14 protein-coding genes and 1 riboswitch are annotated in these 17,584 nt (G+C 39.9%); of the genes, 1 reads left to right on the forward strand and 13 read right to left on the reverse strand.

All coding sequences use genetic code 11. From position 1 onward, the window contains the following. Window position 1: 1 nt before the first annotated feature. Window positions 2-868, forward strand: coding sequence for a DMT family transporter (locus AC1DVB_RS13435; RefSeq protein ID WP_477589573.1), 867 nt, complete (start codon window positions 2-4; stop codon window positions 866-868). Window positions 869-909: 41 nt separating this feature from the next. On the opposite strand, the gene AC1DVB_RS13440 is transcribed toward AC1DVB_RS13435, so the two are convergent. From AC1DVB_RS13440 to AC1DVB_RS13500, 13 genes are all read right to left on the reverse strand, one after another. Beyond that, a complete protein-coding gene (locus tag AC1DVB_RS13440; RefSeq protein ID WP_057277834.1) occupies window positions 910-1,203 on the reverse strand; it encodes a DUF6123 family protein in 294 nt (97 codons plus the stop codon). A gap of 268 nt (window positions 1,204-1,471) precedes the next feature. Continuing rightward, on the reverse strand, window positions 1,472-2,347 hold the full coding sequence (locus AC1DVB_RS13445) for a 5'-3' exonuclease (protein WP_057277833.1): 876 nt from the start codon (window positions 2,345-2,347) through the stop codon (window positions 1,472-1,474). Window positions 2,348-2,432: 85 nt separating this feature from the next. Then, the gene (locus AC1DVB_RS13450; RefSeq protein WP_034307856.1) at window positions 2,433-3,260 is read right to left on the reverse strand and encodes a sulfurtransferase; all 828 of its coding nucleotides are present in this window, start codon (window positions 3,258-3,260) and stop codon (window positions 2,433-2,435) included. 11 nt (window positions 3,261-3,271) lie between these two features. Then, a complete protein-coding gene (locus AC1DVB_RS13455; protein ID WP_477589575.1) occupies window positions 3,272-4,033 on the reverse strand; it encodes a nucleotidyltransferase domain-containing protein in 762 nt (253 codons plus the stop codon). A 15-nt stretch (window positions 4,034-4,048) separates the two neighbouring features. Beyond that, on the reverse strand, window positions 4,049-7,762 hold the full coding sequence (locus tag AC1DVB_RS13460; RefSeq protein ID WP_477589577.1) for a dynamin family protein: 3,714 nt from the start codon (window positions 7,760-7,762) through the stop codon (window positions 4,049-4,051). 187 nt (window positions 7,763-7,949) lie between these two features. Continuing rightward, window positions 7,950-8,108 carry a hypothetical protein gene (locus tag AC1DVB_RS13465; RefSeq protein ID WP_156404370.1) on the reverse strand — a complete coding sequence of 53 codons (159 nt, stop codon included), beginning with the start codon at window positions 8,106-8,108 and terminating at the stop codon, window positions 7,950-7,952. 146 nt (window positions 8,109-8,254) lie between these two features. Beyond that, window positions 8,255-8,785 (reverse strand): isoprenylcysteine carboxyl methyltransferase family protein, encoded by a 531-nt coding sequence (locus AC1DVB_RS13470; RefSeq protein ID WP_328119547.1) that lies wholly within the window; start codon window positions 8,783-8,785, stop codon window positions 8,255-8,257. Next, complete coding sequence (locus tag AC1DVB_RS13475) at window positions 8,785-9,873, reverse strand: type III polyketide synthase (protein WP_057277829.1); 1,089 nt, start codon at window positions 9,871-9,873, stop codon at window positions 8,785-8,787. The genes AC1DVB_RS13470 and AC1DVB_RS13475 overlap by 1 nt, the downstream gene beginning before the upstream one ends. Window positions 9,874-10,767: 894 nt before the next feature. After that, window positions 10,768-12,081 (reverse strand): nucleobase:cation symporter-2 family protein, encoded by a 1,314-nt coding sequence (locus AC1DVB_RS13480; protein ID WP_328119546.1) that lies wholly within the window; start codon window positions 12,079-12,081, stop codon window positions 10,768-10,770. Then, window positions 12,074-12,673, reverse strand: a complete 600-nt coding sequence (locus AC1DVB_RS13485) for a xanthine phosphoribosyltransferase (protein WP_057277826.1) — start codon at window positions 12,671-12,673, stop codon at window positions 12,074-12,076. The genes AC1DVB_RS13480 and AC1DVB_RS13485 overlap by 8 nt, the downstream gene beginning before the upstream one ends. 161 nt (window positions 12,674-12,834) lie before the next feature. Beyond that, window positions 12,835-12,936: riboswitch (purine riboswitch) on the reverse strand. A gap of 631 nt (window positions 12,937-13,567) precedes the next feature. Continuing rightward, entirely contained in the window at window positions 13,568-15,079 is a 1,512-nt protein-coding gene (locus AC1DVB_RS13490; RefSeq protein ID WP_477589581.1) for a carboxypeptidase M32, read from the reverse strand. Between the two features lie 130 nt (window positions 15,080-15,209). Further along, on the reverse strand, window positions 15,210-17,123 hold the full coding sequence (locus AC1DVB_RS13495) for an ATP-dependent DNA helicase (protein ID WP_477589583.1): 1,914 nt from the start codon (window positions 17,121-17,123) through the stop codon (window positions 15,210-15,212). A 225-nt stretch (window positions 17,124-17,348) separates the two neighbouring features. Continuing rightward, window positions 17,349-17,549, reverse strand: a complete 201-nt coding sequence (locus AC1DVB_RS13500; RefSeq protein WP_034307871.1) for a cold-shock protein — start codon at window positions 17,547-17,549, stop codon at window positions 17,349-17,351. Window positions 17,550-17,584: the final 35 nt, after the last annotated feature.

Consider the following 17,584-nt stretch of genomic DNA (forward strand, 5'->3'; position numbering starts at 1 on the left):
CATCTGGGGCGTCACTTTTGTCATGGTCCAAAATGCGCTATCTTTTCTTGCCCCCTTCACGTTTAATGCCGTCCGTTTTTTCATGGCGTTCGTATTCTTGCTCATCCCTTATTTATTTACTCTACACAAAAAGGGGAAAAACGGAAGCAAAGGCCTTTTTAAAGCTGGGTTTCACATTGGTGTATGGCTTTTTCTCGGCTATGGACTTCAAACGATCGGATTGAATTATACAACGCCTGCCAAGACTGGCTTTATAACAGGATTAAGTGTTGTCATGGTACCTGTTTTTTCCCTGCTGCTATTAAAGCATAGGCTTTCCCGCAATACAATAATAGGTGTCGCAGCCGCAACCATCGGACTTTACTTAATGACTTTCGCTGACCGCTCCAATTTGAATATCGGTGATTTGCTGGTATTTTTGTGTGCAATCAGTTTTGCCATGCAAATCATCACTACCGCTAAATATGCCAAGACCCTTCCCGCTTTACCGCTGACGTTGATTCAGGTTTCCACCGTATCTTTATTATCATTTGTTTCAGCTTTCATTTTCAAAGAGAATCATTCCGTCATCTTCAGCTCAGAGGTCATGTTACAGAGAGATGTATGGACTGCTTTGTTGGTTACCGCAGCCCTTGCCACGGCCTTCGCCTTTTTCGCACAAACCTTCTTCCAAGCCTATACGACACCTACAAGAGTGGCGCTGATCTTTTCAATGGAACCGGTTTTTGCAGCGTTATCCTCATACATATTGATAGGGGAAAAATTAACTTCCGCTTCCATCATCGGCTGCGCATTCATATTCTTGGGAATGATTTTTGCAGAACTGCCTGTTAAGAAAAAGAAACCGGTGACACAGGGGTTTTCTTGAAAAGCCCAAAATAAATCGGACTTCCAGTTACGAAGTCCGATTTATTTAAGTAGCCCCTGTTCTTTTGCAAACGATACCGCTGCACTACGCGTTTCAATGCCATTTTGTTTTAAGTTTTCCAAAAAGGAGATATAAAAGCTGCCATCAAAATTCTTTTGTACCTTTAATGTCAACTCTATTGCTGCATTGACTAAAATATCACTTGCATCCGTGTAGCGCTTACCAAAATAAATAAAACCAATCGCGTCATTACCAAAAGTGAATCCCTTACCCTCTAAAAAACTAACATACTCTTCAGTTGATTTCGCCACTTGCTCATCCACTCCATACTTCATGCCTTATTTTCATCTTACCGTATATCAAAGAATTTGACTATCCATTTTTCGACAAAAAAATCATCGTACAAAATAAAGGACCGATGTCCCGGACTGTACAATTTGAACGTTGATTGGAACTAGGGCACTCGCTTTCCGCGGGCGGTCCGCCTGCGGGGTCTCCCTTCGACTCGCGGGCTAGTAGATCCCCAATCTCTTAAATTCAGGCGAAAATTTAAAGGGAATTTCAAAAGGGGGAGCTCCCATTAGGAAGCTCCCCCTTGTTTGATTAGATCATGCGCAGTAATGTCCTGAATTCATGATCCCTAGCCAGGTTTTTGACCTTTTCGCGATCATACTGATAAACCGCATCGTCCAAAGGACATGAAATCGGTACATCGCATTTTATTTCTGCTAGCTTTCTGGATAAATGAAGCATATCGACAGCGGATTCAATTTTAGCCCGTTGCCCATTCGTCAATGAAGCAACATTTTCAAGAATGCCTTCGATACTTTGATACTGTATCAATAATTTCAACGCTGTCTTCTCCCCAATTCCTTTAACTCCGGGATAGTTATCAGCTGTATCACCCATTAAAGCTTTTAAATCGATCATTTGCCTTGGTGTAATCCCTTTCCACTCAAAAAAGCTATCGGGATTATGCACCTCATAGTTACCATACCCTTTTTTTAATAATAGTACGGAAATGTTTTCCTCTATTAACTGAAGCATATCTTGATCGCCAGTCAATATACCCACTCGGCTATGCTGTGCAGATGCTTTGGCAATTGTTCCGATACAGTCATCCGCCTCATAACCAGATAGTCCTATGTTAGGGATATCGAATGCTTCAACCGCTTTTTTCGCTAAGTCGAATTGAGGAATCATTTCGACTGGAGCTTCTGATCGATTCGCCTTGTATCCATCAAATAATTCATTTCTGAAAGTCTTGCTGCCCATATCCCAGCATACCGCTACATGACTGGGTGAAAAGTGATTCACCGCCGTCAGCATATGCTTCAAAAAACCTTGAACGGCATTGGTCGGGATGCCTTTGGAGTTAATCATGAATTGACCAGTAACGGCCGTTGCATAAAAAGCTCTAAATAAAAGCGCCATTCCATCGACAAGCATAAAGGATGGATGCTGCTCATTTTCTTTCATTAACACATTATCACCTCTATCATGATGTACTTCCATTTTAACATAACTGTCCCTTTTTTTAAGGATCGTTTAATTGGAAAAAATATTATTCAATTGGATTATCATCATACGATATCCAGTCACTGAAACTGCCAATATAAATCTTTACATCTTTAAAGCCCGCTTCTTTCAGGGCGATATAATTGGGTGAGGCCGTTACACCTGAACCGCAGTACACAATGATTTCCTTATCTTTACCGATGCTTGTGAAATTCGACTGAAGATCTTCCTTCTTTTTAAAATAGCCATTTTCCAGAACGTTCGTCCACACCTTATTTACTGCACCAGGTATATGGCCGGCTTTTTTATCAATTGGCTCCTCGATTCCCTCGTAGCGCTTAGATTCCCGTGAATCCATTAATACGATATCGTCAGGTCTATTCAAAGTGTAATCCTTCACTTTTCGAAAAGATGCAAAAACGTGCTCATTTAAATCGATACGATATTCGGTTGGCATATAATTCATTTGAATCGAGTCAATCGGATAGCCCGCATCCCTCCAGGCGCGATATCCCCCGTTCAGGACAAAGACTTTCTGATGCCCAAGGTAGCTTAGCAACCAGACAAACCTGGAAGCAAAAGAACCTTCCCCGCCATCATAAGCGATAAGTACAGTATCGTTGGTGATTCCATTTGATTCCAGTTTATCTTTAATGGTTTCCAGGTCAGGAAGAGGATGTCTTCCGCCATGATCTTGAACCTGACCAGATAAGTCCTTTTCAAGATCGAAATAAACAGCGCCTAAAATATGGTCTTTTTTGTAATCATTATACCCTGCATCAGGAGAGCCTAGTTGAAAGCGGCAGTCACAAATTCTGATATCTTTAGAATTCAACAACGGCAACAGCTCTTCTTTTTCGATTATAAAACTCATCTCATATCCCCCTATTCCAAAATGGCCCAAATCAATTCATTAAGTTCCATTTCCATGTTCTTCCCTTGATGTAGCCTAGTTATCTCATTCTTTATGGAAAGTGATTTCCCTTCTATTAGCGAAAGATTATTTTCACTTTCATTATTGCTTATACATTCTTCCATTTGTTTTGCTTTAAATATCCGGATCATCCTGTTTTTCATTCCTTGATCCATTGAAACCGAATCAAGTAATTCCCATACCGATAATGGTGGCAGCGAACCCCGTTGGAAGATATATTCAAGGGTTAAATACGAACGGTATACTTGTACCCATATTTTTAGCTCTTTTCTTTCGGAACCCCTTGTTTTTGTCAATTGTTGAAGATTGTCGCTCATCATCCGATAGCAATGGTGCCCCAGTGCCTTTTTGGAATAGCAATCCGCTATCAAACCAGTCATCTTCCTATAATAATCCGGATGGGTTATCAACCTGATAGGTGACTGAAACAATTCAAATAGAGCAGGGTTACTCTTTAAGGTAAGTCGGGATGATTTAAAGAGATCCCAGCCTTCCATGTCAAATAGGCCTTCTTTCACTTGAATGACTTCAACTGGCTGACTCAAGCTCAAGTATGATCGCTTATCATTATGAACATATATAAACCGAACATCGAAATCCGATTGGACCGATGATAAACCAAAAGAATGGCTGCCAGTAACAGCAGCCATCAATATCGTTATATCCTCATTTTTTTCCAGGTATCTCAAGCGTGAAATAAGGTTTTCTTTCATGAATGAACCTCGTTTCTATTTCGAATGCATTTTAGCCAATTCCGCTACAGCATTTTCATAATACGGTAAATCAACCGTTTCCTCCAATGCTGCACGTAAACCTGCAAAGATATCCGCTACTTCCGTCTTAAACTCTTTTTGAATCGCGAGTAGCTCTTGATCGAGGACTTCATTATACATTTCGTAAATCCTCTCACCCTGTTCTTTTGCATATATAAGGGCAGGTTCATCCAAACGCTTCTGAAGACCTTCGCTCATTTTCGCTTTTTCATTCTTTTCAAAGAAAGATTTTGGATTCTTGAATAATGCCAATTCCTTTTTGAATTCCCCTGTATCCAATTGGGCAAAAGCTCCAGTGAATTCAAGGGATTCCCTCTCATTGGGTTCATATGGCTGTAATGAAAGGGTTCTTCTTATTTTTTGCATTTGCTGAAGCAAACTGCCCTGTTTCTCATTCAGTAATTTATTTACGAACATTTCCGTCCTTAAAGCCGTTGCCCGCATTTCCTGGGCAAGGTCAAAGCCTAACGCATCCAATAAGTTCTTCATCGATTGCTTGAGGACAATTTTCAGATCGCCTCCATCATCTTTTAAAACAGCTGGATTGAACGATTCTTTGAAGAAATCATTAAACCGGAAGAAGACCCGTTGTTTACTATAGAAAGTCAATTCGTCTATCTCTTTTTTCAACCGTTGCTTTTCGGCATCCCCTTTAATGACTGAAAGGAGTTCCGAAATGGCCTGCGACTCATGAGAAAGAGTCTCCAGGGCTTTTCGTTTCGCTTTCTCATCCTGTCTGGAAGCTGTAATTACATCTCGTAGCAATTCTTCGGTTCTTTTTACAGCCGCTTGAGCCGATTCAATCGCAAGTCCAGTTAAATCGTTTTCTATGAAAGAATCGAATTGGCCTTGGAATTCCATGATTCCGCTATTAGGAAGGAATGAATGCTTAAACGAACCAGGCGTTTGTTTTTCCATCAACGCCCCCTTACTCGTAAGCGGGAACAGTTTTGGAAAACGGATACCGAATCCATTCAATTGATCTGTGACATAATCCATCACTTCGTCCAATTCGTCAGTCGTTTGTGCCAGGTCGACGGCATTGACGATGAAAAACATCTTATCCATAGCGAAAGAATCTTTCACACGTCCAAGCTGTATCAGGAACTCCCTGTCTGCCCGGGAAAATGGATGATTATAATAAGTCACAAATAGGATGGCGTCCGAATTCTTAATATATTCGAAAGCTGCTCCAGTATGGCGTGCATTAATCGAATCGGCCCCAGGTGTGTCAACAAGGACCATCCCCTGCTTTGTCATTTCACAGTCATAACGCAATTCGATCAGATCAACAAGACATGACTTGGACTCTTCCGCAGCAAACCGTTTAAATCCTTCAAGGTCTACCGTAACCACATTTCCTAAATCATTTTGGTACTCGGGAAGCCCTTGATGAAACGCCCTAAGAAACGATAAGTGCGTTTTACCCTTATCAACTTCCCCTGCCTTCGCAATGATTTGCCCTGCTAGTTGCAGTGCTTCATCCAGAGTCTTTGCCGATTTATCAAAAGCTGCCAATGCCAGGCTTACATCTTCCAACAGCATCGCTTCGGTCTTTAATTTGACGGTTGCCGTACCATGTGGATGCTCAGCGTCCGAAGACATGATTTTGTTGATTGCGGCAGTTGTCGGATTTGGTGAGACAGGAAGTACGCTTTCTCCCATCAAAGCATTGGCAAAGGAAGATTTACCCGCACTGAATGCACCGAAGAGGGCAACCGTGAACGTCTGTTGTTCCAAGCGATTTGCCTTCTCTTTCAATTCTTTATAAAGCGATTGAAACCCTCTCAGAGGTTGGATCAGCTCGGCCGCCTGTTTTAAACTCGCTGCAGTTTCCATCAGCTTTTCTTTTCCGCGTAAATCAGTAGCATCAGATGAAGAAACAGTCACGGAAGGTACAGCTTCCGTGATTTCTTTAACATGATCACTTACAGATTGTTCGTTGACGGACCTTGAATTACTTACTTTATCGGTTGTCATGATTTTGACTGTAATATTTTTTTCCTCTTCATTCCATTCAGTTAACAGCATATCGATTTCACGCTCATCGACCAATGATTCAGTTTGATGGGCAATGGCCTCTAAACGTTCCGTTTGGTACTCGATTTCCGCGTTCATCGCAGCAGTAACTTTAAGGGCCTCCGCAAATTCAGAAAAACCTTCAAGTTCCTTATCGATGGACATGGACTGCTGTTCCACTATTCCTTCCATAACGGTAACCATATCATTCAAAAATCCTTCTGATACATCACGTGCTTTCTTTTTGATGGCTGATGCCAAATCATTCGTATAGTTTAAAACGTATTCACCCGTAATATCGACTTGAGGCTTCAAAGAGTTTTTTATGTAAGATTCCGTTACCTCGATTTGAAGTGCCTGAGCCTTACTTTCAAGTGTTGAATCATGGATTTCCGCTTGATTAAGCGTTTTAACCGCCAGTTCTTTAAGATGCCATTCAAGCTGGGTTTTCACCTTTTCTTGCAGATCGCTCAAGAACGCCTTAATACGTGCCTCACGTTCGGCATCCGTTTTTTTCTTGGCAAATAATAGACCCATTTTAAAGTCCGGCTGAGCCGATTCCAAGAATGATTTACCTAGGTCCCGTGTTGCCGCCGGCATGATGTATGCGCCTTTTAAAATGGTTTCCAATGCATCGGCATACTGGCCCTTGATTTCCTCTATGCGTCCAGCCAATGATTTTTTTTCTTTCAATAGGCTGTCCACCTGATTCGTCAGGTGTATCCGCTCTTCATGAGGCAGTTCTGATAATACTTCAATATCATCGGCATGTTCCTCTTCATACTGCTCCTTCAGCCAATTAAGATGTCTTTCGACAAGGGCATTAGCCGATTGCATGATGGCATCCTTCCCATCATTTAAACCTTTGCCCGCCATTTCATATATGAATTGCTTGACCACTTCTATTTCATTTTCGGTATTGTTCAAGTCTCTTACGGATGTATAAAAAATACCATCAGGATATACATTCCAGTTCGCAAAAGCTTCAGAAACGGAAAGCTTGAAGTCTTGAAATCCAAGCTCCTTTTCATCATGCTTATCGATCATATTGATAATTAAGTATGTCGGTTTTTCAGCCTCCAACAATTCTTTCGTGAATAGGAAGTTCACTTCTGATTGGACGTGATTGTAGTCCATGACATAAAAGACGACATCAGCTAGATGCAGTGCAGATTCCGTAGAAACTCTATGTGCATCGTCTGTCGAATCGATTCCTGGCGTATCCATGATCGCACATGAATCCGGCAGTGAAAAATCATTGGAACTTATCGTTATTGCCGATACTGAATCTCCATCCTTGGCAAATTTCTTGACCTCTTTAAAATCATAAGGTGCAGGAAATAAGACTGGTGGCTGATGATGGTAAAAGACTTTGGCATAGTCTTCCCCTTTTTGTACCTTTACCGTATTTGCACTCGTAGGAATCGGACTTGAAGGCAATACTTGATCACCAAGGAGAAAGTTGATCATACTAGATTTCCCCGCTGAAAAATGCCCGCAAAAAGCAATGATGAACTCCTCATTATTCACTTTCATGATTAACTGTTTCATTTTATCTGCATTGCCTGTATCACCTGCCGATTGAAATTTCTCATACATGGCAGTCAAAATTCCCAATTTGGACTGTTGCTTTAATGTTTCTTGAATCATGAATCCATACCCCTTAATCTATCGTCATTTTGATATTCTTATTGTAAACGATTTCGTTTGTTATTCATACCGTCAGCTTTATTTTTACTATATGATTCATTACAGGCCATGTTCAAAAAAAAACCACCAATTGGTGGATTCGCTCAATTTGATCCTATTGTTGGAATGCAAAAAAAAACCAGGATGTTTACCTGGTTGTTGGGGTGGGGTTAAAAGCAGCTCGGTTTTCCATTGGTGACTCGGTATAAGGTTTTACTGCCTTTGCCGGTTTTTGAATATTATTCAATACATGTTTCATCACAAAACCATATGTAGCGATTGTCAATAAAATGAATACCCAAACCATTACCAACACCATCCTCTTTTATATTGATTAGCTTTTAGTTTTTAATTAAAATAAATGATTGAAATCCGAATGAGAATAATTTTCATCTTCATTTAGAATCTTATCACGAACGATAATCATTTTCAATAAGTAATTTCATTTTTTTATTATTCTCCCTTAAAAACCGTGGAATATTCCGTATGTTCCTTTAATGCCTTCTCTTCCAGTGGGATTCTTACCATCATCATCCAAACATTCAATAAACTAAAGATGATAGCAGTATAATATGCATTGAATAATAAGGAAATAACTAAAATCTCAGTTGCCACTATGATATAGTTCGGATGTTTGAAAAATTTATAAGGACCTTTAATGACTACATCAGCATCAGGAACCACTATGATTTTTGTATTCCAATGTTTTCCCAATGAACGGATTACCCAAATCCTTCCTGACTGCGCAATTAGAAAAAGGGTCAGCCAAATTGGCCAAATTCCAGATATATCCCTTTCAAGGGCGACCACTTCAATAATGAGAACAATAAAAAAACTAAGATGCATCAGAACCATCCATTTGTAATGGGACTCACCGTATTCTACTGCTCCTACAGCTTTCAATTGTCTTTCATTTTGTTTGGCGATATATAATTCAACAAGGCGCTGTATAGCGATCAAAATAATAAAAATGGCGAAGATCATCACTTCCACCTCATTAACACAAGTTCAGATGAAAACCCAGGCCCCAATGCAGCAGCCAGGCCCACCTCACCTTTATTCCCGCCCCGCTGCATGAACCTCTCCAGAACGTACAAAATAGTTGCTGAGGACATATTGCCGAATTCACGCAATACGCCCATTGACTCTGCCGTCATGCTTTCATCGAACCCGAGGGCTTCGTGATAAGCATCAATTACTTTCTTGCCTCCAGGATGAGCGATGAAATCTTTTACATCGTTTAGATCGAATCCATTCTCCATTAAGAACTCTTGAACATTCGGTTTAAGCCAATCCTTGATGATTGTAGGGATATCTTTCGAAAAAATCACGTATAACCCTTGATCTTTAACATCCCACCCCATTACATCCAATGAATCCGGCATTAGCGTCGATTGCGAATCCAAAAATTGCAAATGTCTTACTTTTTTTGAGAACTGTTCACTCGGCACTTCATCACCGCAAACCAAAACACAGCTTACTCCGTCGGAAAATAGGGAAGTCCCAATTAAATTGCTTTTGGAGATATCATTCCTTTGAAATGTCAGACTGCATAACTCCACGCTTAAAACAATGACCTTCGCAGTCGGGTATGCTTGGCAATATTCAAAAGCACGTGATAGGCCACTCGCTCCCCCGGCACAGCCAAGCCCCCAAATCGGAATCCTTTTAGCATGCGGGTTAAATGTAAGTTCATTCATTATCCTGGCATCAATGGTCGGGGTGGCAATCCCCGTGCTTGAGATAAAGAAGAAAGCATCTAGCTCGTTTGCCTGCAGTCCTTCTTTTAAAAAATCTGTGTTGGCTAAGCATTTTTCTATAGCTTCTTTCCCAAATTTGATTGCCTGCTGTATATATAAATCATTCCGTTCGGCAAAAGAATGATCCTCTTTAAACCAATCGAGATCATTTGAAAAATATCGATTTTCCACTTGTCCATTCTTAAAGGCCTTTAGTAACCGTTCTATATTCTTAAATGATGCTCCAAATATTTCTCTCGAAAATTCCATGATTTTTTCTTGTGAAAGCAAATGTGGCAGCTTTACGTGAGATGCAGATAATAAATACGGCATGATTCCACCCCTAAATATTCATGATATGGTTAATATACCCACCAGGACACCAATTATGCTTTATAGCTAAATGGTGATATGTATAAGGCATTTAATAATATTTTTTTCTTTTCTTCTAAATACTCAGGCAAAAAGGACTGCATAATCCAATAAAATGGAAAATACAACAAAACAAGCGGAGGAACATCTTCCTCGAATATCACCTTTCATGCCGATAAGGACGCTAATGGATTCCTGTACGAAAGGCTGTCTTATGAGGTACGGCTTTTGAATGTCCAAAGAGAAAGGAATAACGGAGTTAATGATCGAGGGAACAAACGGATGGGCTGAGTAAAACGGTGAAATCATGTTTGAATCCTTTGCAGCAGAATTCTCGGCAGAATGCTTGCAGGTAACTATTACCGCCTCTTTAGCAGGAGACAAAGCATTGGTTGGTATTACACCTCCCACGTCATTATGGACAATGGCGATAAAATGGCGAGGTACCCTTCATATCACCTTAATAATCGAAATGTATACACGATATAATAAAACCCCCTTACCTATAATTTGGTAAGGGGGCGCTTTCAGTCATCTTTCTTTACTGAAGATTGATTTTGCACTTGTATAATGATGTTTTGAAACTCCTCTTTTCCACAGACACTGCACCTATACTCCTGGCTTAATATGGTCCGGCAATGAATACAATATTTTTTCTCCATCCCTATCACTACTTTCCTGAACATATACTATCAATATATTCAAAAAGTGAAGAGAGTTTCCTTTTATCTGACAAAACTCCAAATTCATTATCAATGATATGCTTCTGCCAAAAAATGCCCAAAGTCCTCTTCACCTGAGGATTTTGGGCATGTAAATGGGTGAATCTATCAAGATTACCGAATCTATTTTTAATCAGGCTACATTTTGCCCTTCAATACGGGCTTCCTTCACTTTCCCTTTTGTAGGGATGATGTTAAAGACGATATTCAAGAATATGGCTGTCAAACTTCCGGCAACAATACCGTTTTCCGTTAAGATTTGAAAGCTTTCCGGAATTTGCGCAAATAGCTCAGGAACGACGGTCACCCCTAGTCCCATCCCTACTGAACAAGCGATGATCAATAAATTTTCTTGAGAAGCAAAATCAACTTTGCTCAACATCTTAATTCCAGCGGCAATTACCATCCCGAACATCGCCACCATTGCACCGCCAAGCACGGATGAAGGGATAATTGTCGTGAATGCACCGATTTTTGGAACAAAACCTATGAAAATAAGAATGCCAGCCGTTGTGAATATGACATTTCTTGTTTTAATGCCTGACAATTGAATCAAGCCGACATTTTGTGAAAAAGCTGTATACGGAAACGCATTGAACAAACCGCCAATCATGATGGCAAGTCCTTCAGAACGATATCCGCGAGCCAGATCGTCTTCTGAAATTTCTTTGTCCGTGATTTCACCAAGAGCATAATAAACACCAGTCGATTCCACCAAGCTGACGATCGCCACCAATGTCATTGTAATGATTGCCGTGACGTTGAATGTCGGGGTTCCAAAGTAGAAAAAATGAGGCATATGCAGCCAATTGGCACTGACAACCGAGCTAAAGTCCACTTTCCCAAGGAAGAAAGCTGCAAATGTTCCTACTAACAGCCCCAATAAAATAGAGATGGAGCGTACGAATCCTGATGAGAATTTATACATGAATATAATGAATAACAAAGTTCCGAAACCAAGAGCTACATTATTCAAGTCTCCGAAATCAGCAGCTCCTTGGCCCCCACCAAGGTTGTTGATGGCAACAGGAATGAGCGTAATGCCAATAATTAAAACGACCGATCCAGTGACAATGGGTGGGAAGAACCTTGCCAGTTTTCCGAAAAACTTACTAATGATAATGACGATCAATCCCGACGCCAAAATAGATCCATAAATGGAGTTGATTCCATATTGCGTACCAATTGCAATCATCGGGCTAACTGCTGTAAATGTGCAGCCCAGGACGACCGGAAGCCCAATTCCAAAGAATTTATTTTTCCATACTTGCAATAAAGTTGCTATCCCGCACATCAAAATGTCTATCGAAACTAAATAAGTTAACTGCGCTGCAGTCAATCCCAGCGCCCCACCGACTATCAATGGAATGACGACTGCACCGGCATACATGGCAAGAACATGTTGTAATCCTAATGAAGCAACTTTTAATGGTGATTGATTAGACATTGACGGCTTCTCCTTCCTTTTCCTCAGCAAACGTTATCTCACCGAATTTCAACTCAGCAATCCGTGCAAGTGATTCCACTTGAAAACCTTGTTCCCTAAGATCCTTACCACCGCTTTGGAATGCTTTTTCAATCACGATGCCGATTCCGGCCACTTCTGCTCCAACCTGCTTACAGATTTCCACCAACCCACGTGCTGCCTGTCCGACAGCAAGGAAGTCATCGATGATCAAAACCTTATCTCCGGCTTCAATATATTTATTGGAAACCGTAATGGTATTGGTTTCTTTTTTTGTAAAGGAATGAACGGACGCCGTTATTAAATCATTTGTTAAAGTAAGTGATTTACGTTTACGGGCAAAAATGAGCGGAACTTCCAATTCCAGCGCAGCCATCAAACCAGGTCCAATGCCAGAAGATTCAATTGTCAGCACTTTCGTTATTTCCTTTTGTTCGAAACGTTTTACGAATTCTTTACCAATTTCTTTCATTAACATAGGATCCATTTGATGATTTAAAAATGAATCTACTTTTAAAATATCTTCTGATAAAGCTTGACCCTCGGACAAAATTTTATCCTTTAAAAGTTGCATGAAGGTTCCTCCCAATCTTGGATGTTTATTGACCCATAAACTATGCAATTGTTTCCAGGCATATAAAAAAGCCCAAGAAACATTGCTGCACTTTTTTTGAGTGAAGCAATACTTCTTGGGCATGAATGAAAAATGAATCAGCAAAAGCCTTCATTATGCAACAAGATCTATTACTCACCCATAGTCGAATTATTTACGGTAATCCGGTAGAAACTTGCAGGCCATATCCCTGCTATTATACGAGTGAAACTTAATATTTTATTAATATATGAATTATAACAACGCTGACTCTATTTGAAAAGTTATTTTTGTTAAAAACCGAACTTTCAATAAAAAAAATAAGTCATCATTCGTATTAATAGAAAATTGTGAAATCACTAAACCTAAATAGCATGGATTTACCTATAAAGAAAAAACATCGCTGTCCTTCAAATAACATTTACTGGTATTTTGCTCATGCCCTTTTATGGTTTGTACAGAATATCAAAAAGTCGTGACACGGCCTATCTGGCAAACATATGTGGAAGAGGCAGATCATCTGCGTCATCATTTAAATGTAAAAACTATATATGCGAAACGGAAAGAAACGATTGAGCGTGTATTCGGGAGATGCAAAAGAATGGTACGCAGTGGACTACTTTAAGGGGACTTAAAAATTGTCGATATCAGGCGATGCTTACTTTCGCTGGATTACTTAAAAAAAGATGGCCAATTGGACATAGTAAGGTCCAAAAATGGCCTAACMTAGTGGGCTTGTAGAGCCCCAATCGCTTAATTCCAGGCGGAAATTTAAAGGGAATTTCCAAAAGGGGTTCGGAATTTTTAATTCCGAACCCCTTTTGTCTACAAACTTAGAAGGCCTTTACACTTAATGCAAGTCCTTCTTCCTTTGATTCATTTGATTTTATAAACTTCTTTATATTTATCTTCAAGATACTTTATTAAATACTGAACATTCAGGCCTTCCCCTGTCGTTTCTTTCAAAATCTCCAAAGGTTTTTTTGTTTTTCCATATTTATGTATATTTTCATTAAGCCATTCCCTGATTGGCGCAATATCCCCCGCTTCCAACAGTCCATCAAAATCAGGCAAATCTTTAAGCATCGCTTGCTTGATTTGGGCTGCATACATATAGCCCAATGCATAAGAAGGGAAATAACCAAAGCTGCCATCTGCCCAGTGTACATCTTGCAACACGCCCATGGCATCATTTTCAGGAACAATTCCCAAATAATCCTTATATTTTTCATTCCAGACTTCCGGTAAATCCTTCACTTCAAGTTCTCCATTAAAAAGAGCCTTTTCCAGTTCATACCGAATCATTATATGTAGAGGATACGTCAGTTCATCTGCTTCAATACGGATGAACGATGGTTTCGATTCGTTAATGCCCCGGTAAAATTCATCCAGTGTCACGTCATTGAATTGTTCGGGGGCATATTCTTTTAATAAGGAGAATTTATTTTTCCAGAAGCTATGGTTCCGTCCAATGAAGTTTTCGAAAAATAAAGATTGTGACTCATGGATCCCCATGGATGTCCCGGAATCAAGAAGTGTTCCGGTTAACTCATTGGCGATATTCTGTTCATAAATGGCATGTCCACATTCATGAATGGTACCAAAGATTGCCCCCCTAAAATCATTTTCATCGTATCGGGTCGTCACCCGGACATCTCCCCTATTTATCCTAATTTCAAAAGGGTGAACCGTTTCATCCAGCCTGCCAGCCTTGAAATCGTATCCTAGCTGTTTTAGAATTTCCAAATTGAGTTGATGCTGTTTTTCTTTTGGAAATTCTTTATAAAGGAACCCTGTTTCAGGTCTATGTTCGCTTGTTGCAATCTGTTTTACCAAAGGAACGATCCTCGACCGAAGCTCACTGAATACGCTATCAAGTACATCTACAGTCATGCCTGGTTCATACATATCCAAAAGAGTATTATATTTCGTCCCTTCATATCCCCAGTATTCTACAAACCTGCGGGTATACGCTACAATTTGCTCCAGATAAGGTTGAAATAAAGAAAAATCAGCTTTTTCCCTTGCCTCTTCCCATGCACTTTCAGAACGCGATTGTAAAATGACGAATTCCTTATATTCGTTTGCAGGAATTTTCTTATTCCTTTCAAAATCTTTCTTACACTCTTGCACCATTTTATTAGTCGTTTCACTAAGAGGCTCCTTCGAAAGTTCTGCAATGAAGGATTCCATTTCTTTACTTGTGCTCATATTAAACACTTCGGAGGAAAGCACCCCGATAACTTCGGAACGCTGCTCAACTCCCTTTTTCGGTGCACCTGTACGCAAATCCCAAAAAATTAACGCGAGTGCTTCATTATACGCCGAGATTTTCTTTWCATATTCTTTAAACTCTTTTTCTATCAGATCGATACCCTTTTTAGTCATAGTCACTGCTCCTTCCAACTACACTTTACCATATTATACAAAAATCATTCCTATCAGAACCACTCCGATTAACAAATTAAAATAAAAAGAACCAAGGGGCACCTTGGCTCTTTTTTTGGATAGACTTGAGTTAAAGCGTAACAGGAAGAATGGATACAATCTTCTCTTTAACCTGCTCCGAAAGATCCTTATCAATCAAAATCTGGACTGTCCCCGAATCATTGCTCGTCCTGATCAAACGCCCTATTCCCTGGCGCAAGCGAAGGAGCATGTATGGAAGGTCCACTTCTTCAAATGCGTCGGAAACCGAGTTGYGTTTAGCCTCGAAAACTGGATCGCGCGGCGGGAATGGCAGGGAGTGTATCACAACATTTTGTAGTGAAGGCCCTGGAACATCAAGTCCTTCCCATAAATGATAGGAGAAAAGAACAGATTGCTCATCCTCTTGGAACTTCTTAACCAGCTCGCTGATTTCCGCTTCCCCTTCAAAATAAAATGGATAAGAAGAAATTGGGCAGTTTTCCTTGAACCAATGCAATTCTTCTTTTGACTGGAACAACACGAGTGTTCGACCTTGATTTTCCTCAATTGTCTTCATCGTAAATTGAAGTTTAGCCAATTGATCTCCATTTTCGAAGGTAGGCATGTTCATTTTCATGACTTCATCGTAATCAAACGGTGATTCAACGGAAAAGCTGTCATACTTTTCTATCCCTAAACTATCTGCAATGTACTGAAAGGATTTATTATCCGATAATGTTGCCGATGAAAAAATGTAAGGGATTTTTTTAGAGAATACCTGTTCAGACAAAATATCCTGTACGAGCCTTGGCATGATGACCAATGTTTTGGTCATTTCATTTTCTTCAAACCAGGAAACGGCCTGTTCATCCTTTATAAATAGAGAAAGGGAGTAGCCCAGCTGCTCTAAATATTCTTCCGTCACTTTTAAATCATAATCATTGATCGTGTACATTTCCGCTTCAAAAACTAGGTTCTCCTCTAACTCCTCAACCTTTTTGTGAAGCTTATGGGCAAAGCTTGTAATTTCTTTGGACATTGGGATTTCATAACGATTAGATCCGCTGACATGTATCGCTTTTTCATCCAACAAATCAAAAAATTCTTCATTGATATCAATTAAATCCTCAATGATGTATAAGGTTTCTTCACGAACCTGATTGGCTGTTAGCAATTCCAAAACCGAGGCAAGGGTTTGTTCCCCAACTTTATAAGTTAAAGCCTTTTGAGCAGCAAATTCCAATAAGTGGCCTTCATCAAAGACAACGCAGCTATGATCTGGCAGCAATGGTAACTGTCCTTCACGCTTACGCTTTTCCTTGGTCCATACATGCTCCATGAAGAAGTCATGTGAACAAATGATCAAATCACTTGATTTTCGATAGTGGTCCCGTGATAGGGTTTGCCCGCATCGATGGCGTTTATCACAAGTGAAACAGTTTTGGAGTTGATCCCAGCCAACTTTAGACCAGTCTTCATCATTTAAATATGGGTACTGTTTACGGTCCCCATATGCTGTATAGGCGTTCATGGATGAGTTATCATGGACAAACTTGGGAAGTTCATCATATAGCTGATCTATTCCCTCTGAATCTTCATGATTCACTGCGTAATCCAACTTCTTTAGACATACATATTGATCGTGATATTTAGCAAGCCGAACATCCACTTCAATACCTAAAGCATTCTTGATTTTTTGGATGTCGCCTTCCTCTTTGACAAGCTGTTCAATCAACGTTTCATCTGCACACGAAATAATGGCCGGTTTATTCGTATATCTCGCATAACAAATCGCATATAGTAAATAGACCAATGTCTTACCGGTCCCTACCCCTGCTTCAGCAAAACTTACATTCTTTTCCTTAAAGGCTTTTTCTAATTGAAATGCCATGAAGATTTGTTCGTCACGCAGCTCAAATCCTTTTTCGGGAAGAATATCGTAAAAGACATCACCGATCCATTCTGAAAGCTTATCGTAAAAAGAATCTTCCTTTGTTACCGAAAAAGGCAGTGTTTTAAGCATCCTGGTCTCCCCTTTTATCTATCATCAGTATATAGAATCCGAATCATTAAAATCTTAGGCAAAAGTATATTATCCTTTAATTCACATTAATAGTCAAGATATTTACCAACCATGAGAAAATGAAACGTATTATGTTTTTTCTATGTATGCTGCCTGGTTGTCCCATTCGTAAAATAAAAGACAGGCTCCAAAAGAGAGCCTGTCTGTAAATAATATAGGGTTGAATTAAGCTTTGTTTACGTTTGATGCTTGTGGTCCACGTTGACCTTGTTCTACATCAAATGTAACGTCTTGGCCTTCTTCAAGAGTTTTGAAACCTTCGCCTTGGATAGCTGAGAAATGTACGAATACATCGTCTCCACCTTCACGTTCGATGAATCCAAAACCTTTTTCTGCGTTAAACCATTTTACTTTACCTTGTTCCATTKTTGTTGCCTCCTAGTGTGTTCTCCACACATTAT

It is taken from the genome of Peribacillus sp. P4_D6 (assembly GCF_056401795.1).